Annotated in this window: 26 protein-coding genes and 1 tRNA gene; 17 read left to right on the top strand and 10 right to left on the bottom strand. The window is 49.1% G+C overall.

The window, feature by feature from the left end; translation table 11 throughout:
- The first annotated feature begins 4 nt into the window (after positions 1–4).
- The 5 genes from KU392_RS12485 to KU392_RS14400 all read left to right on the top strand — a co-directional run bounded on the left by KU392_RS12485 (position 5) and on the right by KU392_RS14400 (position 4076).
- Positions 5–814 carry an ABC transporter ATP-binding protein gene (locus tag KU392_RS12485; protein ID WP_169293293.1) on the top strand — a complete coding sequence of 270 codons (810 nt, stop codon included), beginning with the start codon at positions 5–7 and terminating at the stop codon, positions 812–814.
- 1 nt (position 815) lies between these two features.
- Positions 816–1610, top strand: a complete 795-nt coding sequence (locus KU392_RS12480) for an ABC transporter permease (protein ID WP_169293294.1) — start codon at positions 816–818, stop codon at positions 1608–1610.
- Between the two features lie 218 nt (positions 1611–1828).
- Positions 1829–2908 carry a tartrate dehydrogenase gene (locus KU392_RS12475; RefSeq protein ID WP_169293295.1) on the top strand — a complete coding sequence of 360 codons (1080 nt, stop codon included), beginning with the start codon at positions 1829–1831 and terminating at the stop codon, positions 2906–2908.
- Between the two features lie 23 nt (positions 2909–2931).
- On the top strand, positions 2932–3927 hold the full coding sequence (locus tag KU392_RS12470) for an asparaginase (protein ID WP_169293296.1): 996 nt from the start codon (positions 2932–2934) through the stop codon (positions 3925–3927).
- 14 nt (positions 3928–3941) lie between these two features.
- The gene (locus KU392_RS14400; protein ID WP_256368573.1) at positions 3942–4076 is read left to right on the top strand and encodes a hypothetical protein; all 135 of its coding nucleotides are present in this window, start codon (positions 3942–3944) and stop codon (positions 4074–4076) included.
- Positions 4077–4122: 46 nt separating this feature from the next.
- Here KU392_RS14400 and KU392_RS12465 read toward each other — a convergent pair whose 3' ends face one another.
- Positions 4123–4338, bottom strand: coding sequence for a putative signal transducing protein (locus tag KU392_RS12465; protein WP_281421619.1), 216 nt, complete (start codon positions 4336–4338; stop codon positions 4123–4125).
- A 133-nt stretch (positions 4339–4471) separates the two neighbouring features.
- Here KU392_RS12465 and KU392_RS12460 point away from each other — a divergent pair, with 133 nt between their 5' ends.
- Entirely contained in the window at positions 4472–4846 is a 375-nt protein-coding gene (locus KU392_RS12460; protein WP_217735463.1) for a hypothetical protein, read from the top strand.
- A gap of 374 nt (positions 4847–5220) precedes the next feature.
- Here the strand turns inward: KU392_RS12460 and KU392_RS12455 are convergent, their stop codons facing one another.
- Genes KU392_RS12455 through KU392_RS12445 form a run of 3 tightly spaced genes read right to left on the bottom strand, consistent with a single transcriptional unit; the run spans position 5221 to position 8400 of the window.
- On the bottom strand, positions 5221–5913 hold the full coding sequence (locus tag KU392_RS12455) for a nitroreductase (RefSeq protein ID WP_217735462.1): 693 nt from the start codon (positions 5911–5913) through the stop codon (positions 5221–5223).
- A 52-nt stretch (positions 5914–5965) separates the two neighbouring features.
- A complete protein-coding gene (locus KU392_RS12450; RefSeq protein ID WP_169293301.1) occupies positions 5966–6739 on the bottom strand; it encodes an enoyl-CoA hydratase-related protein in 774 nt (257 codons plus the stop codon).
- Positions 6740–6765: 26 nt separating this feature from the next.
- On the bottom strand, positions 6766–8400 hold the full coding sequence (locus KU392_RS12445; protein ID WP_169293302.1) for an AMP-binding protein: 1635 nt from the start codon (positions 8398–8400) through the stop codon (positions 6766–6768).
- A 292-nt stretch (positions 8401–8692) separates the two neighbouring features.
- Between KU392_RS12445 and aliB the strand changes: the two genes are divergently transcribed.
- Positions 8693–9841 (top strand): cyclohexanecarboxyl-CoA dehydrogenase, encoded by a 1149-nt coding sequence (aliB, locus tag KU392_RS12440; protein ID WP_217735461.1) that lies wholly within the window; start codon positions 8693–8695, stop codon positions 9839–9841.
- Positions 9842–9844: 3 nt separating this feature from the next.
- Here the strand turns inward: aliB and KU392_RS12435 are convergent, their stop codons facing one another.
- On the bottom strand, positions 9845–10315 hold the full coding sequence (locus KU392_RS12435) for a MarR family winged helix-turn-helix transcriptional regulator (RefSeq protein ID WP_217735460.1): 471 nt from the start codon (positions 10313–10315) through the stop codon (positions 9845–9847).
- 61 nt (positions 10316–10376) lie between these two features.
- Between KU392_RS12435 and KU392_RS12430 the strand changes: the two genes are divergently transcribed.
- The 4 genes from KU392_RS12430 to KU392_RS14435 all read left to right on the top strand — a co-directional run bounded on the left by KU392_RS12430 (position 10377) and on the right by KU392_RS14435 (position 13716).
- Positions 10377–11144, top strand: coding sequence for a glucose 1-dehydrogenase (locus KU392_RS12430; protein ID WP_217735459.1), 768 nt, complete (start codon positions 10377–10379; stop codon positions 11142–11144).
- Positions 11145–11195: 51 nt separating this feature from the next.
- Entirely contained in the window at positions 11196–11978 is a 783-nt protein-coding gene (badI, locus tag KU392_RS12425; RefSeq protein ID WP_169293306.1) for a 2-ketocyclohexanecarboxyl-CoA hydrolase, read from the top strand.
- 334 nt (positions 11979–12312) lie between these two features.
- A complete protein-coding gene (locus tag KU392_RS12420; RefSeq protein WP_169293307.1) occupies positions 12313–12696 on the top strand; it encodes a COG4315 family predicted lipoprotein in 384 nt (127 codons plus the stop codon).
- Positions 12697–12807: 111 nt separating this feature from the next.
- The gene (locus KU392_RS14435; protein WP_343212454.1) at positions 12808–13716 is read left to right on the top strand and encodes a VOC family protein; all 909 of its coding nucleotides are present in this window, start codon (positions 12808–12810) and stop codon (positions 13714–13716) included.
- 113 nt (positions 13717–13829) lie between these two features.
- Here KU392_RS14435 and KU392_RS12405 read toward each other — a convergent pair whose 3' ends face one another.
- Positions 13830–14786, bottom strand: coding sequence for a siderophore ABC transporter substrate-binding protein (locus tag KU392_RS12405; RefSeq protein WP_217735458.1), 957 nt, complete (start codon positions 14784–14786; stop codon positions 13830–13832).
- Positions 14787–15270: 484 nt separating this feature from the next.
- On the opposite strand from KU392_RS12405, the gene ppk2 reads away from it, so the two are divergent.
- Positions 15271–16176: a polyphosphate kinase 2 gene (gene ppk2, locus KU392_RS12400; protein ID WP_217735457.1), complete on the top strand. Its 906-nt coding sequence runs from the start codon at positions 15271–15273 to the stop codon at positions 16174–16176.
- Between the two features lie 135 nt (positions 16177–16311).
- Here ppk2 and hpaI read toward each other — a convergent pair whose 3' ends face one another.
- The 3 genes from hpaI to KU392_RS12385 all read right to left on the bottom strand — a co-directional run bounded on the left by hpaI (position 16312) and on the right by KU392_RS12385 (position 18170).
- Positions 16312–17118 carry a 4-hydroxy-2-oxoheptanedioate aldolase gene (gene hpaI / locus KU392_RS12395; protein ID WP_217735456.1) on the bottom strand — a complete coding sequence of 269 codons (807 nt, stop codon included), beginning with the start codon at positions 17116–17118 and terminating at the stop codon, positions 16312–16314.
- 9 nt (positions 17119–17127) lie between these two features.
- On the bottom strand, positions 17128–17943 hold the full coding sequence (hpaH, locus tag KU392_RS12390) for a 2-oxo-hept-4-ene-1,7-dioate hydratase (RefSeq protein WP_217735455.1): 816 nt from the start codon (positions 17941–17943) through the stop codon (positions 17128–17130).
- Between the two features lie 151 nt (positions 17944–18094).
- Positions 18095–18170 (bottom strand) — tRNA-Phe (locus KU392_RS12385).
- 319 nt (positions 18171–18489) lie between these two features.
- On the opposite strand from KU392_RS12385, the gene hemA reads away from it, so the two are divergent.
- The 5 genes from hemA to KU392_RS12360 all read left to right on the top strand — a co-directional run bounded on the left by hemA (position 18490) and on the right by KU392_RS12360 (position 22709).
- Entirely contained in the window at positions 18490–19764 is a 1275-nt protein-coding gene (hemA, locus tag KU392_RS12380; RefSeq protein WP_217735454.1) for a glutamyl-tRNA reductase, read from the top strand.
- Positions 19765–19835: 71 nt separating this feature from the next.
- Entirely contained in the window at positions 19836–20915 is a 1080-nt protein-coding gene (prfA, locus tag KU392_RS12375; RefSeq protein ID WP_169293314.1) for a peptide chain release factor 1, read from the top strand.
- A 19-nt stretch (positions 20916–20934) separates the two neighbouring features.
- Entirely contained in the window at positions 20935–21756 is an 822-nt protein-coding gene (gene prmC, locus KU392_RS12370; RefSeq protein ID WP_217735453.1) for a peptide chain release factor N(5)-glutamine methyltransferase, read from the top strand.
- A 64-nt stretch (positions 21757–21820) separates the two neighbouring features.
- Entirely contained in the window at positions 21821–22150 is a 330-nt protein-coding gene (gene grxD, locus KU392_RS12365; RefSeq protein ID WP_169293316.1) for a Grx4 family monothiol glutaredoxin, read from the top strand.
- A complete protein-coding gene (locus tag KU392_RS12360) occupies positions 22143–22709 on the top strand; it encodes a UbiX family flavin prenyltransferase (protein WP_169293317.1) in 567 nt (188 codons plus the stop codon). Before grxD ends, KU392_RS12360 begins: the two co-directional genes overlap by 8 nt.
- A gap of 169 nt (positions 22710–22878) precedes the next feature.
- Here KU392_RS12360 and KU392_RS12355 read toward each other — a convergent pair whose 3' ends face one another.
- Positions 22879–23655 carry an EI24 domain-containing protein gene (locus KU392_RS12355; protein WP_169293318.1) on the bottom strand — a complete coding sequence of 259 codons (777 nt, stop codon included), beginning with the start codon at positions 23653–23655 and terminating at the stop codon, positions 22879–22881.
- Positions 23656–24539 lie beyond the last annotated feature (884 nt).

Below are 24539 nucleotides of genomic sequence, written 5' to 3'. Positions count from 1 at the left end.
CAATATGTCAGAACCTGCATTATCTTTGGATAAGATCACATGTACCTTCGTGTCACGTGATAACAAAAACGAGAAATATACCGCACTGCGTGACGCCAGCCTGCATATTGCACCTGGTGAGTTTGTCTCTGTCGTGGGGCCAACCGGTTGTGGCAAGTCAACCCTGCTTAACGTAGGGGCCGGGTTGCTTGAGCCGTCTGCCGGTTCCGTCAAGGTCTTTGGCCAACCTTTGCGGGGTATTAATCACCGGGCCGGTTATATGTTCCAGGGTGAGGCACTCATGCCCTGGCGCAGTGCGCTTGAAAACGTGATGGCCGGGCTTGAGTTTGCCAATGTTCCCAAAGAGCAGGCCCGTGCCCGGGCCATGGATTGGCTGCAACGGGTTGGTTTGTCGCATGCCGTCAACAAATACCCCCATCAAATGTCGGGGGGAATGCGTAAGCGGGCCATGCTGGCGCAAACCATGATCCGGGATCCGGATATCATTCTTATGGATGAGCCTTTTTCGGCCCTTGACATCCAGACCCGTCAATTGATGGAAAACGAGGTCCTGGAAATATGGATGAGCCAGCGCAAGGCGGTGTTGTTCATTACCCATGACCTGGATGAGGCGATCGCCATGAGTGATCGTGTGGTGATTCTTTCAGCCGGTCCGGGAACGCATATTATTGGTGAGTTCAAGATTGATTTGCCACGGCCCCGTGATGTGGCCGAGGTTCGTTCCCATCCCCGTTTTGCCGAGCTGCACAAGGCTATCTGGGATGTCCTGCGCGAAGAAGTCCTGAAAGGATACAATCAACAGAAACGGGCCTGATATGTGGAATTCAATTAAACCTAATACACGCAACTTCCGGTTGTGGCAGTTTATTATTTTGGTGTCAATACTGGGTGTTTGGTATTTTGCCTCGCTTAACGACAACGTGGCTTTCTTTTTTGGCCGGCCGCTTGGGGTGGCCCAGACTATCTGGGACTGGTTTATTGTCGATGGCGATATTTACCGTCATTTAGGGGTGACCTTAAGTGAAACCCTGTTGGCTTTTGTGATTGGCACGGTATTCGGCATGTTGTTTGGCTTGTGGCTGGGCCTGTCAAAAACCGCCAGTCTGGTGCTTGATCCTTACCTGACCGCGCTCAACTCCATGCCCCGGGTTATTCTGGCGCCTATTTTTGCCATGTGGTTTGGCCTGGGTATCTGGTCAAAAGTGGCGCTGGCCGTCACGCTGGTATTTTTCATCGTGTTTTTCAACGTGTACCAGGGCATCAAGGAGGTCAGCCCCACTTTGCTGGATAACGCAAGAATGCTGGGAGCCAACCGCAAACAATTGTTGCGCCATGTCTATTTGCCATCGGCAACCAGTTGGGTGTTTTCCAGCCTGCATGCATCGGTAGGTCTGGCTTTTGTGGGCGCAGTGGTTGGCGAGTACCTGGGTTCGGCAAGTGGGGTCGGTTACCTTATTTTGCAGGCCGAAGGCACTTTTGATATCAATACGGTGGTGGCCGGTATTATTGTGTTAACCGTCTTCGCCTTGGTCCTTGATTTAATGGTCAGCCTTACCGAGAAACATTTCCTGACCTGGAAACCCACCTCGGGCGAAACCGAAAAGCTGTAAGTGCTCAAGCAGACAGATGTTTGTCTGTTGATACGATCCTCCTGTTGCCGGATAACACATGCCGGGAACAGGGGGATTTTTTCTTGTCTGTTTTCCTGTTGTTTTTTAAGGTTGAGTCAGGCTCACCGTTCGCAAGATGGGCATATATGGTTAAGATATGATATTCATGAATTACAGTTTAAATAAATAAGAATATTTACTTTTTTGTTGGATGACAAATGACAAAACAAATCAGGATTGCAGCCATTCCCGGTGATGGTATTGGTAAAGAAGTCATGCCCGAGGGCTTGCGTGTATTGAAAGCGGCACAGGAAAAGTTTGGGCTGGATTTGCACATAGAGGAGTTTGAGTGGGCCAGCTGCGATTATTACGTTCAGCACGGCAAAATGATGCCCGATGACTGGTTTGAAACCCTGCAGCAGTTTGATGCCATTTATTTTGGAGCCGTAGGCTGGCCCGATACCGTGCCTGACCATATTTCCCTGTGGGGTTCCTTGCTAAAGTTCCGTCGTGATTTTGACCAGTATGTAAACCTGCGCCCGGTAAAATTGTTACCTGGCGTGCCATGCCCATTGGCCAATCGCCAACCTGGCGATATTGATTTCCTGGTCGTGCGTGAAAATACCGAAGGTGAATATTCGTCGGTAGGTGGCAAAATGTTTGAAGGCACCGACCGTGAGCTGGTGTTGCAGGAGTCGGTTTTTACCCGCAAGGGCGTAGACCGCATTCTGAAATACGCCTTTGAGCTGGCGGCCAGGCGCGAACGTAAAAAACTCACGGCCGCCACCAAATCCAATGGCATTTCAATTAGCATGCCTTACTGGGATGAACGGGTGGCCTTAATGGCGCAAGACTACCCACAGGTACAATGGGATAAACAGCACATTGATATCCTGTCTGCCCGCTTTGTGCTGCAACCCGACCGCTTTGATGTGGTTGTGGCTTCCAATCTGTTTGGCGATATCCTGTCCGACCTGGGGCCGGCCTGTACCGGCACGATTGGGTTGGCGCCTTCAGCCAACCTGAACCCCGACCGCACCTTCCCGTCCCTGTTCGAGCCGGTGCACGGGTCTGCGCCTGATATCTACGGACAAAACATCGCCAATCCGATTGCCATGATCTGGTCGGGTGCCATGATGCTGGACTTTTTCAGAGAACAGGATCCGGCCTGCGCACAGGCTCATGATGCCATCATGGCTGCGATTGAAACCGTGCTGGTGCAGGGGCCAAAATCTCGGGATCTGGGTGGCACGGCCAATACCACAGAAGTGGGCATGGCGATTGCCGGTCTTATTTAAGCATTGGCAAACAAGGAAAAATAATGAGCAAGAAACGGATCGCCATTGGCGCTTTGGGGGGCACCATTAGCATGACTGCCAGCCAGTCCGGGGGCGTAACCGCCACCCTGGGCGCCCGGGAGCTGGCTCAAGGCGTGCCGGGTATTGCCGATATGGCAGATTTTAGCCTGCAAACCCTGCAAAAATTGCCCAGTGGTTCCATTCGTTTTGAGCATCTTTTCAATTGCCTGGCATGGGCCGAAAAAGAAGTGGAAAAGGGTGCCGATGGTGTCATTATTACCCAGGGCACCGATACGCTGGAAGAGTCCGCCTTTTTTCTGGATCTTTTCTGGCGTCATCCCCAGCCCTTGGTATTGATGGGGGCCATGCGTTCGCCCGAAGAGCCCGGAGCCGATGGCGCAGCCAATTTGCTGGCCTCGGTGACGGTTGCGTGTAGCCAGGAATCTGTCAACAGGGGTGTTCTGGTAGTCATGAATGACGAAATTCATGAAGCGAGACATGTCCGTAAAGTTCATTCAAGCCGTGTTAATGCCTTTGAATCTCCGGTATTTGGTCTGGCAGGGGTGGTGCTTGAAAAGCAGGTACAGTATTTCAGGGCAACCGTGCGTAAACCACAACTGGCGATCCCGGCCAGTACCAGTGCTAAAGTGTTATTGCTTGAGCATACGCTTGATGATGATCCGGATATACTTTCTCTGGCAATAGCGCACGGGGCTTGCCAGGCAGTCGTGGTTGCAGGCTTCGGATCCGGCCATGTTTCTGAGTCCCTGCGGGATGTGCTGGTGGTGGCCGCAGAACGGATACCGGTTGTTGTCTGTTCCAGAACCGGTGCGGGCAGTACCACACAGGCCGTGTATGGTTATAAAGGTGCTGAAATAGACCTGCAGAAAAATGGTGTTTTAATGGGGCGGTGGTTGTGTCCGCGCAAGACGCGATTGTTACTGGCTGTGGCACTATGGAATAATTGTGACAGGGAACAGATTAAAGACTTGCTCGTGCAATGGAGTGCAAGCCACTAATACCAGGAAAAAATATGAGTGATTTTAGTTATTTTTTACTTGCGACGGTACTGGGCGTATTGTTTTTGGGGATTGGGTTGATTGCCTGGAGGCTTATCAAACGAGCGATTGGTATTCCCAAAGAGATTGACAAAAATGATCTGGATTGACCGTTCGTTTTTGCTTGAACAACATGCCTGGTGTAAAGGCGTTTTTTCAGCTGTTCAAGAAAGGTTCTAGCAGGGTTTTGGCCAGTTCAACCTGGTCTGCACGAACCATCAGCGTCTGCTCATTCAGGCTATTGGATACCGCACCAGGATACATGGAACTGAAGCCTCGTCCTGAAATAATAAAATGAATGTCATAGGCCGTCATGAGCGAAGAAATAACGGCGGCTTCCGGTTCTGATTTCATGGTATAAATCGGGATCATGTCCATCGTGTTCTCACTGTGTGGTAGTAACAAAAATAGAGTATATTTTTCAATTGTTTAAGTGTATCCTATACGAAACGGCCATTGAGGTGGATGAATTGGCTTTTCTGTTTTAACCTTTCGGAGGTGTAGCATGAAAAAATCCTTGATACTGATTTCTGCCTTTGCTGTTCTTGGAGCTGGTTTTTTTTCTGTTTCTGCGGTTGCTGCCAGTTTCGAATATTCACCGCCCCTGGAAGTAGGATTCAGCAACAACAATACTCATGATTTGAAATTCCGGGGCTTTGAGCAAGATAAGCTGGAGGAAAGAAATGCACGGGTGAGCTGTGTGACTCCTTGCAATGATCTTAACAGAAGCCTGTTCTATCTGCTGCAGAATCAAACCATGACCAATCTACCTCTGGTGATAGGGACATCAGAGATGATCAGGTCATCCAGTATGTTTAATCAATCTGTTTCCGTTACTCAAGAAAATGTGGTCAATGAGGCTGTTGGCATTCCACAATAAGTTTTTTTGTGCTTTGGGTATTTGTTTGGCGTATTCCTGGGAAAACATGAGCGTGCCTGCCGGTATGGCAGGCATTCAGGTCTTCTTTCAGCGAGTATCACTGCGTTGAGTGATCCAGTCTGCGTTTACGAGGATCAGACCCAGTGCCAGGCAGGCCAGTAGCAAAAATAACATGCCAAGGTATAAAGTTCTGTGCAGGGGCTGGTTCTGCCGGCACGCAGGGTAGCACTGACCCAGGCAAAGGGTCTCCAGGTGGTTCGCATGTTATTAAAAGGGGGGCTGTAAAAACAGTATGAAAGTGTACCTTGAAGTCTTCAAACGACTTCTGCTAACAAGCGATGAACCTGGAAAACTTTGTTTTCCCTGCCTGAAGACTATTCGTGAAAAGTCACGAATTCTTCCAGCGGCACCCGGGTGGTCACCAGGGTGTTGGCAGGGTTGGAGGTATCTTCATAGCCAAGGGAAATGCCGCAGACCAGGGTTTGCCCAGTCGGGATGGACAGATGCTGTTTGACAATGGCAGGGTAATTGACCAGTGCAACCTGCGGGCAAGTGTGCAGGCCCAGGGCACGGGCGGCAATCATGATATTTTGTATGAACATGCCGGCATCCAGCCAGCTGCCCTGTTCCATGTCGTTGTCAAGGGTCACGAATAAGACAACAGGGGCCCCGAAAAATTCAAAATTGCGGGCATGCTGACGTTGCATGGCGGCCTTGTCGCCTTTTTGGATACCCAGAATATTGTAAAGCGACCAGCCGTTTTCGCGACGACGGGCCAGATAAGGTTCCCGCCATTCTTTAGGGTAGTATTGGTATTCGCACTGGTTGGGGGTGCCAGTCTGGAAAGCATCAAGCAGGGCGGCAGATAAGGCATCGCGGGCCTGGCCTGATACGACATGTACCTTCCAGGGTTGGATATTGCTGCCACTGGGCGCGCGTGCTGCGGTTTTCAGCAAGGTGTGTAACAGCGGGGCCGGTATGGCATCTGGCAAAAAGCCTCGGATGCTTTTGCGACTGGTAATGGCTGCTAATGCAGCGTTTTGGGGGATTTGCTCAATCGTGTCCATGTATATCAAATGCCTGAGAGGTAAAAAAAACGGACCTGGTCCGTTTTTTTTGTTAACGATTATTGAAATTGGCCGGTCGTTTTTCAATAAAGGCATTCATGCCTTCTTTGCGATCTTCCAGTGCAAAAGTAGCATAAAGCATTTTTCGCTCAAAGGCGAGCCCTTCGTTCAAGGGTGTTTCAAAAGCCCGGTTCAGGGATTCTTTCATCATCATGAGAACAGGCAGGGAATACGCTGCGATGGCTTGTGCCTGTTCAAGTGTTTCGTGCATGAGTTCCGCTTTGGGATACACGCGCGATACCAGGCCAAACTGCAGGGCCTCGGCGGCGGTAAGCATGCGACCGGTAAAGCATAGATCCATGGCTACCGCTTTACCGACAGAGCGGGGCAGACGCTGGGTGGCACCGGCCCCCGGCAAGGTGGCGATCCTGACTTCGGGTTGTGAGAACTTGGCATTGTCTGCTGCAAACACCATATCGCACATCATGGCCACTTCGCAGCCACCCCCCAACGCATAGCCTGAAACAGCGGCAATGGTAGGCTTGCGGAAAGTTTTCAGGCGCTCCCAGTTGCGGGTAATGAAGTTGTCACGATACACATCAATGTATTCGTAGTTGCGCATTGCGGCAATATCGGCTCCGGCGGCAAACACTTTTTCCGAACCGGTAATAATCACACAATGAATGGCATCATTTTGCTCGAACTCATCCAGACCCAGGGTCAGGCCGTTCATGACATCATCATTAAGGGCATTCATGGCATCCGGGCGATTGATGGTCAGTATGCCGACCTGGCCCACGATTTCTTTAAGTACTGCTGTATTCATGTTTGTGGTTCCACCTATTGGCTGGATTAATCAATCTGGAAAGTTTTGGCTTCCTCGCGCAGCATGAATTTTTGCAGTTTGCCGCTGGGTGTTCTGGGTAAATCGCCCCTTATTTCCAGCTTTTCGGGGAAGTATTGCTGGGCCACTTTTTTCTCTTTCAGGTATCGGATCATTTCCTCAAAAGAGAAGCTGGCACCTTCGTTAAGCGTTACAAAGGCGCATGCCCGTTCACCCAGCCGTTCATCAGGGAAGCCAACAATGGCAACGGTGGCAATGGCAGGATGCTGGTAAAGCAGGTTTTCAATTTCAACCACGGGAATGTTTTCTGCACCGCGAATAACGATATCTTTGCTGCGGCCATTGATGCGGATATAGCCCTCCGGGTCCATGAAGGCAAGGTCACCTGAATCAAACCAGTCGTCTTCGGTCAGTGCATTGAGTTCGGGTTTTTTGTAATAACCCACACATTGGGAAGCACCTCTGACCAGCAGGCGTCCTGTTTCGCCTTGTGGCAATTCATTGTCATTACCGTCAACTATTTTCAGTTCGGTGCAGGCAATGGCCTTGCCATCGCTGATGCTGGATTTTTCCAGTGCCTTTGAAGGGGGGGTAATGGTGATGGCGCCGTTTTCGGTCATGCCCCAGGCAGAACATACCGTGAGGTTCATGATTTTATGGGCACGCTCTATCACAATGGGCGGAATGGGCGCGCCTGCGCAGCAGAATTTGGTAAATTGCGGAGAACGGGGGGCTCCCTTTTCAGTGGCATTGCACATGTCCTGTACAAAGGGGCTGGAAGCCATGCTGAACGTGACTGCTTCGTCTTTAATGATTTGCAGGGCGATATTGGGTTCCCAGCTATCCATGACAACCGTGGTTGAATTAAGCATGATAGGCAGCATGGCCAGATAACCGTAACCGGTAAGGTGTGCCATGGGAGAGGCACCCAGGATAATTTCACTGTCTTTCAGTTCAAGGGTATCCACGAAACCGTCAAGGGCGGCAAACAGCGTGTTGGACGTATGCATGACCGCTTTGGGTTCACCGGTGGTGCCCGATGTGAACATCAGCAGAAGAATATCGTTTGGTTTGACCGGATCGGGGACAAGGGGTTCGGAAGAGGTGTCCGTCAGCAGGAGTTTGTCAAAACTGTTTTCGCCTTTACCGCCTACGACCACAATATGTTGCAGGGTGTCTATTTTTTGTAGTAGTCCGTTGGCCATTTCTTCATAGTTGAAGTTCTTGAATACGGACGGGACAATGAAGACCTTGGATTCGAGAAATTTCAGCATATAGCTTAATTCCCGGTCACGGAAAATGGGCATCAAGGGGTTCGCCACCGCACCAATCCGGGCGCATGCCAGGGATAAGGCAATAAACTCCCAGCTGTTGGGAATCTGGAAACTGACTACATCGGAGCGTTGAATGCCCAGGCGGATAAGGGATTTGGCAATGGTGTCAATACGCTCATTGAGTTGACGATAGGAAAGGCGTACGGGGGAGCTGTTTTCACCATCGACCTTATAGGTAACAACGGCAGTTTTATCCGGATGCGTTTGCATTGCCTGGCTGAAGAAATCCTCGATAGTCCTGTTTTTCCAGAAGCCGTTTGTTGTCATTTTTTCTTTGCGTGCATCAATCAGGGATGTGTCAAATTTCATGATCTGTCTCTTGTGTAATAGTGGATGAAAGAATTTGATGCTTGATGGATGGATTACCTTATTTATGCATGGATTCGTGGATATCCCTGCAGGCATATAGGTAAACATATTTCCATAATATTTTTTGTTATTCTTCCTCATTGAGCACAATTAAAATACTAGTGTTTTCCCTTTATTTTGATTTTGTTGTCCATTAATCAGGAAATTTTGTTGAACTCGATCAAGGATTATGTAATTATAGGCAGATGGGTAAATATATTTACATATATTCTAATCAGGTTGAAGAGGCAATATGGAATTTTCAATTACAGAAGATCAGCGGGTATTGGTGGAAAGTGCAGGCAGGTTTGCACGCGAGGTGCTGGCACCCGGTTATCAGCATCGCGATAAAACAGGACGCCTTGAGCGGGACATCGTGCGCCAGATGGGTGAGTTGGGCTTACTGGGCGTGGAAATGCCCGAAGCTTATGGTGGCATGGGAATGGACTGCGTCACCAGCGGTCTGTTGCTTGAGCAGCTTTCCGCTTCGGATTTCAACATGGCATATGTCAGCTTGCTGGTGTCCTTATGTGGTCAAATCGTCAATCGTTTTGCCAGCGAATCGCTTAAACAGGAATGGTTGCCAAAAATCATTGCCGGAGAAAAACTGATTGCGATTGCACTGACTGAGCCCTCAGCCGGTTCAGACGCTGCAGCATTGCAATTGAAAGCGGTCAAAGAGGGCGATCATTATGTTCTGACCGGTGAAAAAACCTCCATTTCACTGGCTGACCAGGCTGATGTTGCCGTGGTTTTTGCCCGTACCAACAGTGGTGTCAAAGGTGCCAAAGGCATTAGCGCATTTTTGGTACCCATGGATTTGCCCGGTATTACCCGTACCGCCTTTGATGATCTGGGTACACGTTGCGTGGGGCGGGGTTCAATATTCTTTGATGGGGTCAAGGTGCCGGCCAGCCATATGCTGGGTGAAGAAGACAAAGGTTTTACCCAGGTCATGCAGGGTTTTGACTATAGCCGGGCTTTAATCGGGCTGCAGTGTCTTGCCGTGGCGCGTGCCTCTTTGGATGAAACCTGGGAATATGCCAAAGAGCGTGAAACTTTTGGCAAACCCATCGTGGAAAACCAGGGGGTCAGTTTTCCATTGGCTGAATATGAAACCTATTATCAGGCGGCCCGCTTGGTTTGCCTTGAAACGCTCTGGCTGAAAGACAAGGATTTGCCCCATACCTCACAGGCGGCCATGTGTAAATGGTGGGGACCAAAACTGTCTTATGACATTATTTACCAGTGTCTGCTGTTCCATGGACACGGTGGTTATGCCAAAGACTACCCTTATGAGCAGCGCTTAAGGGATGTGCTTGGCCTGCAAATTGGTGATGGTACCGCGCAAATCATGAAAATGATTATTGCCCGTACAAAAACAGGCCTTAAATTAAGTTAAAGCTTAAATTTTAGACATGTTTTGCTGCAAGGTGTTGATGTAATGGATAAGGGCCAGGCGGTCATCAAAGGAAATGTTCTTCAGTGCAAGGTCATAAAACTGATGAATAGGCTCAGCCAGGTTTTTCCAGAGCTCTTTTCCTTTGGGGCTTAAGGAAACCCTGATGGATCGGCGGTCTTCGGTACTGGGTGTGCGGACGATATAGCCATCACGCTCAAGACGGCCAAGCAGGCCGGTCAGGTTTTGGCGGGTAATCAGCAGGTAGCGCGACAGTTCGTTCACGCTCATGCCGTTTTCCGCCTTGGGTCTGGATAGGGCGCCCAGTACCGACCATTGCTGGGTGGTTATGCCAAATTCTTCCAGTGCCTGGGTGCCTTTGGTGTGAAGGGTGTTGGCAGCCTGGAAAAATCGGAAAAAAAGCCGGTTATTGATTTCATAGATTGCTGCTTCTTTGTCTTGATCGGAAGTAGTCATGGTTATTTAAGTGAAGAATGGGTTCATTACGCGTATAGACTTATTTTAGTGGAGAAACACAATGTTTGGATTAAAAGATAAAGTTGTATTGGTGACCGGTGGCGGCGGCGGTATTGGCAGCGCTATTTGCGAGCGGTTTGGTCAGGCGGGTGCCAAGGTGGCTGTGGTTGATATCAATCAGGAAGCCGGCGATAAAACCGTAGAAAAAATCAAGGCAGCGGGTGGTTTCGCGCAAACCTTCCTGGTAGACCTGACCAATCAGGAATCAGTCATTGAGTGCGTGAACAACATTGAAAGCACGCTGGGGCCCATTGATGTGTTGGTTAACAACGCAGGCTGGGACCGGGCCGGCAATTTCCTGGATACCAATAAGGAGCTATGGGAAAAAATTGTCGACATCAACTTCTTTGGTGTATTGTACATGCACCATGCGGTACTCAAAGGCATGTCAGAGCGTGGCAAGGGTCGTGTGGTAAATATTGCCTCTGATGCAGCCCGCGTCGGTTCCAGTGGCGAATCCGTTTATGCCATGTGTAAAGGCGGTTTAATCGCTTTCTCCAAAACCATTGCCCGTGAACTGGCCAGAAAACAGATCAACGTTAACGTGGTGTGCCCCGGCCCAACCGATACGCCTTTGTTCCGTGATTTCTGCGGTGAAGGCGAGTATGGTGAAAAGTTGCGCAATGGCTTGACCCGTGCCATTCCTTTTGGCCGTCTTGGTCAACCCGAAGACTTGGCGGGTGCCGTGGCTTTCCTGGCCAGCGACGAGGCCTCTTTTATTACCGGACAGGTGATTAGTGTGTCTGGTGGGCTGACCATGGTTGGTTAAAATCTTATTTGATTTAAGTTAAAACAAATTATTCTGGAAGAGAGATTCATCATGTTATATGAAAAAGTTTTGTACGAAGTCAATAATGGCACAGCACGTATCACCATTAACCGGCCTGAAGTTTATAACGCGTTTGATGCGCAAACCTGCGAAGAATTGATTGATGCCTTTAAGCGTGCTGAAGTGGATAAAAGCGTAGGTGTGGTTGTATTGACAGGTGCCGGCGACAAGGCATTTTGTACCGGTGGTGACCAATCTGGCAAAGATGGTGATTACGGTGGTCGTGGTGTGATCGGTCTGCCGGTAGAAGAGTTGCAAAGCGTTATCCGCGATATCAATAAACCTGTGATTGCCCGTGTTAACGGTTTTGCAGTCGGTGGCGGTAACGTCTTGGTGACGGTATGTGACCTGGCGATTGCTTCTGACAAGGCCCAGTTGGGTCAGGTGGGTCCTAAAGTGGGTTCGGTTGATCCCGGTTTTGGCACGGCTTACCTGGCACGTGTGGTCGGAGAGAAAAGAGCCCGTGAAATATGGTATTTGTGCCGCCGTTATACTGCCCAGGAAGCATTGGCAATGGGGCTGGTCAATGCCGTGGTACCACACGATCAACTGGACGAAGAAGTGCAGAAATGGTGTGATGAAATCAATGAGAAAAGTCCTACAGCCATTGCTTTGGCAAAACGCTCATTCAATGTGGACAGCGAAATGATCCGTGCCATGTCCTCACTGTCCATGCACGCCCTGAAAATGTATTACGACACGGATGAATCCAAAGAGGGTGGTAACGCTTTCCGTGAGAAACGCAAGCCTGAATTCCGCAAATATGTGAAATAAAGCTTAACCAACTGGCTGCAGGTTGGTGCGGTCATCGGTTTCGTTTTGGCTCCCATGCTCACGCGTGGGAGCTTTTTTTTCCGCTTCCACGTTCTTTCGTCTCTCACTCCCGCGTGGGAGCTTTTTTTTCCGCTTCCATGTTCTTTCGTCTCTCACTTCCACGTGGGAGTGAACTCACTGCCTGCCTGCAGGGTGACAAACCAGAAATAAAAAGTAATGTATTTTATTAAAATAGTTATTTGTTTTCAATAGTTTAGGTGTATCCTGTAAGAACTGGCCGGTAGCAATACAGGCCAGTTTCTCCTGTGTGTTCTTAACAATTAGGGAGGTAAAAATGAGAAAGCTATTACTTATGCTGGCATTGGCCAGTTTGGGTTGTGGATTCGCCAGTGAAAGTGCCCGTGCGGCAGGCCCTCCGGTAAAAGCAATGGATGGTGTGTTGGTCAATGCCGAGGGTATGACTTTATATACGTATGATAAAGACAGGGATATGCCTGGTAAAAGTGTATGTAATGACCAATGTGCCGAAAATTGGCCTCCGCTGCCGGTGGCCGAGGATGGTAGTGCTGAAGGGGATTACAGCATTATTATGCGGGATGATGGCAGCAAGCAATGGGCTTACAGGGGGCAACCTTTGTACCTGTATAAAAAAGATATGAAACAGGGCGACATGATGGGGGATGAGGCCTTGAATGTCTGGCATGTGATTAAACAGTAGTTCTTTTGGCGGGGCTATTGAAATGACCTTTCATTCAAGTGGGACTAACGTCCGTCTTGGGTTTTCAGTTTCAGTAGCCTTGCCATTTTTTTTGGTAAAAGGAGCGGGATGATGAGTGCTGAAAATGGTAACACGATAGAAAAGGCAGAAATCAGACAGGCAATGCAACGCTGGCAGGATGCAATCCAGACAAAGGATGTCAATCAGATCATGTCAAACTATACGCCCGATATCATTGCTTACGATGCCGTTTTGCAATTGCGGTTCAAGGGTAAAGAGGCTTATGGCAAACATTGGCAGGCCTGCCTGGAAATGTGTACCAATGATATGGTGTTTGAGCCTGAAGAGGTGCATATTTCCGTGAGCGGAGAACTGGCGCTGGTTTATTGTTTGATTCGTTGTGGAGAAAAGGATGAAAGTGGAAAACAGAATGTAGCCTGGATGAGAATGACAACCGGCTATAAAAAAGTGGATGGACAATGGCTGATTGAACATGAGCACTTTTCTGCCCCATTCGATATGGCGTCTTACAAGGCTTTGTTTGATCTTGATCCCGATGACGATCATAAAATCAGGTCAGTGCCTTCTGGCATGAATACGGTCACACCGCATTTGGTGTGTGCCGGTGCCAGTAAGGCGATCGAATTTTATAAAAAAGCGTTTAATGCAAAAGAAATATCCCGTCTGGCTGACTCGGAAGATAAATTGATGCATGCAGAGATCCGCATCGGCGATTCTGTCGTGATGCTAATGGATGAGTATGAACAATGGGGGGCGGTGGGACCTGCAACACTTAAGGGCTCACCGGTTACGGTGCATTTATATGTGGACAATGCCGATGCGATTTATGAGCAATCCATCGCTGCCGGTGCAACACCGGTTATGGCTCTGGATGACACTTTTTGGGGTGATCGCTATGGCGTCATTAAAGACCCGTTTGGACATAACAGGTCTCTAGCTACGCATATGCGGGATGTGAGCGAGGAGGATATCCGTGAAGCTGTGAAGGGGTTTGCCTGAGGATTATTTGCTTTACTGTTTTTTATGCTGCATGGCAGCACCCGGGACATTGCCCCCACAACGCCTATAGGTCACAGGGTTTTGGGGGCAACGTCCAATTTTAAAACCTGGTTTTATTGTTTCGCATCCAGAGCGGCAGAAATCTGGTCAATATTCTGTTGCATGGAAGTCAAGCCTGCGCTACCCAGAATGTACCAGTTGTACGGGTCCACATAAACAATCTGATTATTCTTGGCGGCACGGGTCTGTCCAATGACGGATTTTTCCAGTACTTCCTTGCTGGATGGTTTGTCTGCATTGCTGCCCGTGGCGGCATGGCGATCAATTACAAATAGCCAGTCGGGATCGGCCTTGGCAATATCTTCCAGTTTGAAGGGGTGGCGGTCTGTGGTGGAAAGGTCTTTGACCGCGGCATTGGGTGTAAAGCCAAATACGTCATAAATCATGCCAAAGCGGGAACCGGGGCCAAAAGCGCTGGCTTTGTCACCGATGGACAGAATCATCATGGCATTGCCGGCCTTGGCGGATTTGGCTTTCAAGGCGTTTATGGATGCATTCAGTTTATCCAGGGCTTCGGCTGCCTGTGTTTCCTTGTCAAATATCTTGCCCAAGGTGTTCACGTTGCGTTCGATACTTTCCAGGGGTGCTTGCGTATCAATATTCATGTCCAGGGTTGGGGCAATTTTAAGCACGTCATCAAATTTGTCACTGGAGCGGCCACCTACAAAAATCAAGTCCGGTGCAACGTTGGCAAGTGCCTGGTGATCGGGTTCAAACAGGGTGCCAACCCTGGGTATGCTTTCTTCGTTGTAAGCGGCAAGAAATTCAGGGAAACGCGAGTTGGCCACTGCACTTGCCTGAATGCCCAACGTTTGCATGTTGTCCAGGGTTGGTAAGTCAAAAACGGCGGTTTTGGCAGGCTGGGCCTTGATGGTGGCTTCGCCTTTGGCATGTTGAACCTTTACTTGTGTATCCTGTGCCATGGCATGTCCGGTGGCCGTGGCAAAAGTGATTGCCATTGTTGCTTGCAGCAAGGTGAGCCATTTCGTTTTTTGTAACTTGGGCTTCATTGAAGTATCCTTTTTTGTGTTGGGTAAATAAGAGTAAGAGGTAAACATTAGTGGCAAAAAATCACCATTATCAGACGGGATGAAGCTTCTTTCAGCTCTTTAAAAAATAATGGGAATCATTCTCTCCTAAATTTACAAGATTGTAAATGAGAATTGTTTTTGTTATTGTGTTTTGTATTTTTTCAGCTATTGGATGCCTGTCCTTGTTGAGAATCCCGCAGTTTTGAAACTATTCTCATCTTCAGTGCTCTTATATAAGAGTGAGCAGGGCAAACTCCCTTTTTATGCGCATGTCTGGTGCCCGTGCAGTTGGTATCAGCACCTCTTTTATTAAATCCTGTAAGCGGTAGAATGAGTAAATCACACATTGATCTGATGATCAGTGGTGAGCGGTGCCGGCTTGCCCGCGCGGATGATTTACCAGTCATATACGCGTCATATAAAAGCTATAAATTTCATTCATTATTTAAGGAGTTGTTTTCTTATGACGGAAAATTTATCTGAACACACCCAGCGTCTTTATGCAGACATGATAGACAGTTTTGATGAAGAGCTGGAAATGGAAATGGATGATAATCGCCTGGATGATGTGTTGGGTGAAATGCCAACAGGCGATGGCATGGACCGGAGGCTTTATTTTCGTGAACTGTTGCGTTTGCAGGGTGAGTTAATTAAGTTGCAGGATTGGGTGGTTGCCCAAAAGCTTAAGGTGGTGGTTATTTTTGAAGGGCGTGACGCCGCAGGTAAAGGGGGCGCCATCAAACGCATTACACAGCGTCTTAACCCCCGTGTTTGTCGGGTAGCGGCCTTGCCTGCACCCAGTGACCGTGAACAGACTCAATGGTATTTCCAGCGTTATGTTTCCCATCTTCCTGCCGGTGGTGAAATCGTCCTGTTTGACCGTAGCTGGTATAACCGCGCAGGGGTGGAGCGGGTTATGGGTTTCTGTACCGATGAAGAGCTTGAGCAGTTTTTCCGTGACGTGACCGAATTTGAAAAAATGCTGGTGCGTAGCGGCATTGTCTTGATCAAGTACTGGTTCTCGATTAGTGATGATGAACAATACCGCCGCTTCCTGATGCGCATGCATGACCCCCTGAAGCAATGGAAGCTGTCTCCCATGGATCTGGAGTCACGTCGTCGCTGGGAGGCTTATACCAAGGCCAAGGAAGAAATGATGGAGCGCACGCACATTCCCGAGGCGCCATGGTGGGTGGTTGAGGGGGTAGACAAGAAACGGGCTCGCCTGAATTGCATCTCGCATTTGCTGTCGCAGATACCGTATGGTGAAGTAACGCGTGAGCCTATTGAACTGCCCGCGCGGGAGCATCACCCTGACTATATTCGCAACCCGACGCCAGCAGAAATGATCGTGCCGGCCATTTATTGATCGGGTGCTAATTTGGCTTTGCAGGAATAAAACCGAAACGCAAGTCCGGTTTTGCTATCCCGGTAACGTTGACAAGCCCCTGAGTGTGGGGCTTGTTGTTTGTTGGACTGCAGGCTTATTGGTGGCAAATTAAAATCAATAGACGTTGCCGCTTTTACCTGTCATGCTGGCAGAGCCTGGCTTGAACGCGTTGGCCAGTTTAGTCGCCGCGCAAACCAATAAACTTGTATCTACACCCACGGCAACAAAGCGGGCGCCCAGTTCAAGATACTGGCGGGCCAGGGTTTGGTCTGACATTAAAATACCGGGGGCTTTGCCAGATTGGCAAACCGTTTTGATGCTATTAACAATCGCTTTCTGAACATCGGGGTGTAATGGGTTACCCAGGTGGCCCAAAGAGGCGGAAAGATCGGCAGGGCCAAAAAACACGCCGTCAACACCTTCAACATCTGTAATGGCTTGAAGATTTTCCAGCCCTGTTTTGGTTTCTACCTGAACTAAAACGCAGATCTGCTCATCCGCCAGTTGAAGATAGTTTTCAATCTGGTCCCAACGTGATGAACGGGCCAGTGAGCTGCCCACGCCACGGATACCGGCGGGCGGATAGCGGGTGGCCTGCACAATTTGTTTTGCCTGTTCGGCGGTTTCCACCATTGGCACTAACAGTGTTTGTGCACCGATATCCAGCAACTGCTTGATTAAAGCCGTTTCGCCAGAAACGGGACGCACAACGGGATGAACCGGGTAGGGGGCAACTGCCTGCAGCTGGGCCAGGGTTTGGCGCAGATCGTTTGGCGCGTGTTCGCCATCAATCAGCAGCCAGTCAAATCCGGTGCCCGCCAGGGCCTCGGCGGCATAGGGGTCGGCCAGGCCAAGCCAAAGCCCGATTTGAGGCGTGCCCTGACGCAGTGCCTGCTTGAAGGTATTAATAGGGATTTGCATGGGGGATCCTTAAACAAAACGAAAATTCAGTTGACCCATGGGGCCGTAATCGGCCTTGAAAACATCGCCCACCTTGGCGGCAACAGGGCGGGTAAATGAGCCAGCCAGCACAATTTGCCCGGGTTGCAGGGTTTCACCCCATGGTGCCAGTTTGTTTGCCAGCCAGGCGACCCCAATGGCAGGATGACCCTGTACACCGGCAGCCAGTCCGGTTTCTTCCACCACACCATTCTGGCTGAGAATGGCACCGCACCAGGGTAGGTCCAGTTTTTCCGGGGCTATTTTTTCAGCGCCAATAATAATGCCGGCATTGGCGGCGTTGTCGCTGATGGTGTCAAATACTTTGCTGGTTGAACCGGTCTCAGGGTCTACTTGCGTAATTCTGAAATCAATGATTTCAACCGCTGGTGTTACATATTCAGTTGCCGCCAGCACCTGTTCAAGCGTGCTGTTGGAGCCTTGCAGGGGAGATTTCAGGACAAAGGCCAGTTCAACTTCTACACGTGGTGCAATGAAACGGTCAAGCGGGATATCCAGTGTCTGTCCAGGCGTGCAGGTATACAGCATATCGTCCAGTAAAGTGCCATAGTCGGGCTCTGAAATTTGCATGGCAATTTGCATGGCACGTGAGGTTAAACCGATTTTATGGCCAATGACAGACCTGCCTTCCGCCTGCTGTATGGCGATCCAGGCCCGACTGATTTTATAGCCATCTTCAAGGCTTATATCGGGGTAGCGTTGGGTGAATTGTGCAAGCGGAGTGCGCGTGTTTTTTGACTGGTTCAGTTCACGGGCCAGCTGTTCTATGCGTTCTGTGTCAAACATGCGGTAAGGTTGTTTATGAAAATGTAGACTAATCCGCGTTGTTCCAGAATCTTGCTTTGAGGTTTGTGGTGCATATTGCTGGGCTGGTTGTCAATCGCGGAGCACAAAACAAAAACGCCAACTCGTACAAGTTGGCGTTTTTAGGAATTTCTGGTGGCCTGGGGCAGAATCGAACTGCCGACACAAGGATTTTCAATCCTCTGCTCTACCGACTGAGCTACCTGGCCGTGAAAGATTTAAATATTACACCATGTTTTCGATTGTTGTAAAGCCCTTTGTCAAAAAAACAACTGAAAAGCAATTTGTGGGTCTTTTTTGTGGTGAATGTGCATCATTTTGGTTTTGTGTTGATATTTTCATGGTGAATTATTCAATGTGATCCTGATTTTATGCCTGAATCAGACAAAAATGCATTTCATATAATGATTTTTATCAAGGACTACCTTGATAGTGCGTAAAAAGTTGTCAAAAATCATGCGGATATAACAAAATGGCTGGCTCGGCATTATAATAGACACAATTCTTTCTTAATTGACTTATATACATATGTCACTTGATGTCCTGACTTTTGGCCTGAATCATCATTCCGCCCCGGTATCGGTGCGTGAACGCGTGTCCATGTCTGGCGAGCTCATTCGTCCGGCACTTGACGGCCTGCGTTCGGCTTTTGGTGGTTCATTGAAAGAAGCCACTATTCTGTCCACCTGTAATCGTACGGAAATCTACTGTGCCGCCTCGCCGGAAATTGCCGAGCATGTGCCGCGCTGGCTGGCAGATTTCAACACGCTTGAAACAGGTCTGCTGAAGCCCCACCTGTATCAATACAATAAAGATCAGGCGGTGCGTCATGCGTTTCGCGTGGCCAGTGGGCTGGATTCCATGGTGTTGGGTGAAACCCAAATCCTGGGGCAAATGAAAACCGCCGTGCGTGCGGCCAGCGATGCCGGTGCCATGGGTACCTTGCTAAACCAGCTGTTCCAGAAAACCTTTTCGGTTGCCAAAGAGGTGCGCACCCAAACCGCTATCGGTTCAGAGTCCGTTTCCATGGCCGCTGCGGCAGTTCGGCTGGCGCAACGCGTCTTTGGTGACATTTCCGCCACCAAGGTATTGTTTATTGGTGCTGGTGAAATGATCGAGCTTTGTTCAGCTCACTTTGCGGCACAAAAACCAAAATCAATGGTGGTGGCCAACCGTACCCTTGAGCGGGCGGAAAGCCTGGCTTGCAAATTTGATGGCAGCACCATGAAGCTGGCCGATTTGCCCAATCGCCTGGCTGAATTCGATATCGTGATTTCCTGTACAGCCAGTTCCCTGCCTATCCTGGGCCTGGGAATGGTGCAAAAAGCCTCAAAAGCCCGTCGTCATACCCCCATGGTTATGGTTGACCTTGCCGTGCCCCGGGATATCGAATCCGAAGTGGGCCTGCTTAATGATATCTATCTGTATACGGTTGACGATCTTGGCCGTTATGTGCAGCAGGGCAATGATTCCCGTCAGGCTGCGGTGGTGCAGGCAGAGGCCATTATCGACGGCCGTGTGCAAAATTTCATGCACTGGATGCAATCGCGTGCTGTCGTACCGGTTATTCGTGACCTTAACGAAGGTGCCAATCAAATCAGTGTCTCAGAGCTGGAACGTGCCCGTAAAATGCTGGCAAAAGGTGAAGATCCCGAAGCGGTTCTTGAACAGTTCGCCCGCAGCCTTACCCAAAAGTTTCTTCATGCGCCCATGGTTGCCTTAAACCGTTCTCAGGGTGCCGAGCGTGAACAGCTTCTGAGCTGTTTGCCTAAATTGTTTCCTGTTCAAAAAAACGAACATTAGCGCTATTGCATTTATTGCCATAGCGCTCTTGTTCCGTCTGTTTTTCCTTTCTTTCCCATTTTGAGTTATTTATGAAACAGTCCATGCGTTCCCGTCTGGAACAGCTGTCCCAACGTTTAATAGAAGTAGATGCCCTGTTGGCTGAACCGGAAATCGCTAATGATATGGACCGGTTCCGTAAGCTGTCTCGCGAGCGTGCTGAAATTGATCCGGTTGTTGAGTTGTTCAAAAACTATGAATCAACCGAGGCCGATCTTCAGACTGCCATGGAAATGATGTCAGATCCGGAACTCAAAGAGATGGGTGAAGAGGAAATGAAGGTGGCTAAAGACAGGATTGCAGAGCTTGAAGAAGCTTTGCAATTGGAATTGTTGCCTAAAGATCCTGATGACGGACGCGGTGTGTTTCTTGAAATCCGGGCAGGAACCGGTGGGGATGAAAGTGCCATTTTTACAGGCGACCTGTTCCGGATGTACAGTCGCTATGCTGAAGAAAAAGGCTGGAAAATTGAGGTTATCTCCGAGAACCCCTCGGAAATGGGTGGGTATCGTGAGATTATCGCCCGCATTGATGGCGATGGGGTTTATGGGCGTCTGAAATATGAGTCGGGGGCACATCGTGTGCAGCGTGTTCCCGAGACCGAATCCCAAGGCAGGGTGCATACATCTGCCTGTACAGTGGCGGTTCTTCCCGAGGCCGATGAGTTGGCTGAGGTAGCCTTGAATCCGGCTGATTTGCGTATTGATACTTTCAGGGCCAGTGGGGCGGGTGGTCAGCATATTAACAAGACCGACTCCGCTGTTCGGGTGACCCATATTCCAACCGGTATTGTGGCAGAGTGCCAGGATGATCGTTCGCAGCACAAGAACAAGGCTCGTGCCCTCAGTGTGCTGGCAGCCCGCATTAATGATATCCAGCGTCAGGAACAGCAGGCCAAAGAGGCGGCCGAGCGCAAGAGTCTGGTAGGAACCGGAGACCGTTCAGAGCGTATCCGTACCTATAACTATCCTCAGGGCCGGGTCACCGATCATCGTATTAATTTAACCTTATATAAACTGCAGCAAATCATGGAGGGCTCTCTGGATGAGCTGACCGGAGCGCTGATCGCCGAACGTCAGGCAGAGCTGCTGGCCCAGCTGGGCGATCATTAATGTTTGAATGCGGGCATTAATGAATACGGTTCACTCGGTGATTGCCCAATCGGGTTTGCCATTGCTTGAAGCCAGAATGATTGTGGGACATGTCTTGAATGTCTCACGTGCCTGGATGATCGCGCATGATAGTGATGCCATTGACATGGAGCACTTGGAGTCCATTCAGGATATGTTCAGGCGTCGTCTTGCTGGCGAACCCATGGCTTATATACTTGGGCAACGTGAGTTTATGGGGCTTGTTTTCAAGACTAACCCTTCGGTGCTGATACCGCGCCCAGATACTGAGTTGTTGGTTGAAATTGCCATTGATTTACTGCAAAACCAGCCCGGTGCAATGATGCTTGATATGGGTACGGGCAGTGGCGCCATTGCGGTTTCTGTTGCTCATTATTGTCCGCAGGCAGTTGTTATGGCTTCTGACAAGAGTGCCGAGGCGCTGGCCGTGGCGCGGGAAAATGCTCAAAATCTTGCTGTGCGGGTAGGTTTTGTTGAAAGTGACTGGTATGAGCAACTGCCTGCTGGCAAGTTTGATCTTATTGTTTCCAATCCCCCTTATATTCATCATGCGGACAGTCATCTGGAACAGGGAGACCTTCGGTTTGAGCCCCCTCAGGCCCTGACCGATTTTAGTGACGGCTTGTCCGCCATCCGGAAAATTATTGCCGGTGCCGGAGATTTTTTGCGTGATGGTGGTTGGGTTTGGCTTGAACATGGTTGGGATCAGGCGGAAAATGTCCGCTCCCTGTTAATCGAAGCCGGGTTCGTGAATGTTGAGAGTCGTAAAGACTTATCGGGGATAGAGCGAATTTCTGGTGGTCAATGGGCGATTTCAGAGTAAAATACTCGGGTATTAATCTGTTCTGTTGGAGCAGTTGTTTAAACGTTGATTAGGTGAAAATATAATGAGTGAAGTACAGGATTTTATTCGCGAAACCGTAACCGAGCACCCCGTGGTTCTTTTCATGAAAGGAACAGCGCAATTTCCCCAGTGCGGATTCTCTGGCAAGGCGATTCAGATTTTGCGTGAGTTGGGTGTCAAAAAGCTGGTAACCGTTAATGTGCTGGAAGATGGTGAGGTTCGTGAGGGTATTAAAGAGTACTCCAGCTGGCCTACCATTCCTCAGTTGTATGTGAAGGGTGAGTTTATTGGTGGATCTGACATCATGTCTGAAATGAATGCCAGTGGTGAGCTGAAAACGGTTCTGCAAGAATCAGGCGCCCTGGATGGCTAAACGTCGACTTGTTGTTGGCATCACCGGAGCAACCGGGTCGATTTACGCAACCCGTCTGCTGGAGCGCGTCCGCGAGGTGCCCGATGTTGAAACACATCTGGTTATTTCACCACCTGGGGTGCTGAATATTAAATATGAGCTGGACTTGGACCGACAAGCCGTTTTTGATCTGGCAGATCATGTTTATAACTTCAGGGATGTCGGGTCGGTGTTGGCGAGCGGTGCTTTTGCAACGGCAGGCATGTTGATCTTGCCCTGTTCAATGCGAACACTGGCAGCGGTTGCGCACGGTTTCTCAGATAATCTGATTACCCGTGCGGCAGATGTTCATCTTAAAGAACGAAGACGCCTGGTGCTGGCCGTTCGTGAAACCCCTTTCAATCTGGCGCATTTGCGTAATATGACTCAGGTAACGGAAATGGGCGGTATTGTATTTCCACCCTTGCCTGCGTTTTATCATCATCCCAAAACCATTGAAGAAATGGTGGATCATACGGTGGCGCGTTTGCTGGCGCTGTTTGATATTGATGTGGGTGGTCCTGAATGGGAAGGTACCTGAGCGGCCGTGACGCAATGTTTTGCTGGCAAAAAAACTTGTTCAATAAAAACAGCCCATAAAATTGAATACAGGATTCAATTTTATGGGCTGTTTTTATTGATGGAATTGGTTTTGGATCGGAATGCCTGTCAATGGATCCTTGGGCATCGTGTTATTAATGGGGGCCGTTTTAACGGATGGTCGTCTGGATGCTATCGATTAATTGCTGCTTGCGGGTTTCCTGCAGGGCGTTAAGGCCGTAATGGGTGCAAACCAGAATGGAGTAAACAGGCATTATCAGGGAAAACGGAGGGATAAGCGCAATGGCGGCGCAAATCAGTCCAATCAGCCAGAAGCCTTTGTTGTGTTTTTTCAGGATGAAGGTGCGTTCCTGGGGGGTTGCATGTTCAACAATGGCATCAAGCCGGCTCATGTGTGAAAAGGCGTAGGCACCCCAGAATAATGACAGCACTACAGGCATGAAGGGGATAAACCACAAGGGCAGGGTCAGCAGCCAGCCAATAATAAAAATAGAAGATACTTTAATGGCATTGGTAATGCTGGTGGTGGTTGCATTGACGCCTTTGCGCTCCAGATCAGGGTAGTTAAACTGGCTAAGTTGTTTAAGTACCATAGGCATAATGACAATCGATGCAAAGGCAAGGCCGATAATGCCGCTAATGGCGCATAAGGCAATAAAAGAAAACAGGCCGGCGAGCCAGTCGCTCATGGTCTGAAAACCCCAGCCAGACAAATTGCTGGATGCGGTTTGAAACCAGTTCCAGGAAGAGGCACTTTCATAAAACCAGTTGTCTAGCGGGGACCAGGCAAAGGACAATAAAAAAATAGCGGAAACGAGCGCGACAAAAAAAGGCAGGATAATGGCAAAAAGCATTTTGGGGCGTAGTTGTGAAACAAAGCCCCGGCTGAATGCCTGACTTAAGCCGGAATAGGAAGTTGCTGGCATAAATAATAGAGTAAAAGAAAAGACAGACTGCCACACTATATGCAGTCTAAGCCGTGTTCATCAAGTGGTAAACGCGGTAATAAGGAAAAAAAGCGTTTCAGGGTGACTCCAGGACAATGATGTTGGGGTATGGGCAAGAAAATCATTGTTTGAAGCATTGAATTAACTTGGAAGGGCGTTATGTTGTAAAAAAAGAACGAGCTATGGTTGTTGTATATATAAACGTACAAATATAAATGACTTCAATCTGGCTTGCGGGGTTGAGTTTGGCGTTTATATAAATAGATGAGTGCTTATCAGGCGCGGAAATGGTAAAACCTCTTCCTGTTGCGTTGTTGCAATAAAAGCACAAATATTCTGAGGGGTGGGCTTGCTTTATGTTTTCAATTAAATCAATGGCTTATGTTTTTTTGTGTAAAATACCTACAGATATTTGTAGAAAAAGCTTGCCAAGGTGCGAAGAAGTCCGCTATAGTTACATTCTTTCGCAGCAACGGCATTAGGGTTTACCCCAAAACGCCCGGCGGTGAAAAGGAAACGAAGTCTGGTTAAGTGTGTTGGTTTAGAACGCTACGGCTTAAGCAGGCAACGTGAAGTTGGTGGTCTGGCAGGTTGGTGTTAACGATTTGCCAGGTGGTTTAAAAAGAACGGTTTTAAAAATTCTTTAAAAAAGTTCTTGACAAACAAAACCACATACTTCATAATCTCGTTTCTCTGCTGCTGACACAGCAACGCAGTCAAGTCAGTCTGATGTGGGAACCTTCGGGTTTGAATCGGGTTGAGCTGAATGCGACAAGACCTACTGTAAAGCAGGTTTATGTCAGCCTCATGACCGTTGGGTCATGTTGTAATGCTCTTTAACAATATAACAGCCGATAAGTGTG

Source organism: Advenella alkanexedens (genome assembly GCF_019132845.1).
In the GTDB taxonomy this organism is placed as follows: Bacteria; Pseudomonadota; Gammaproteobacteria; order Burkholderiales; family Burkholderiaceae_B; genus Advenella; species Advenella alkanexedens.
The sequence above is the reverse complement of the archived record's forward strand: the minus strand, read 5'-3'. Positions and strand labels throughout refer to the sequence as shown.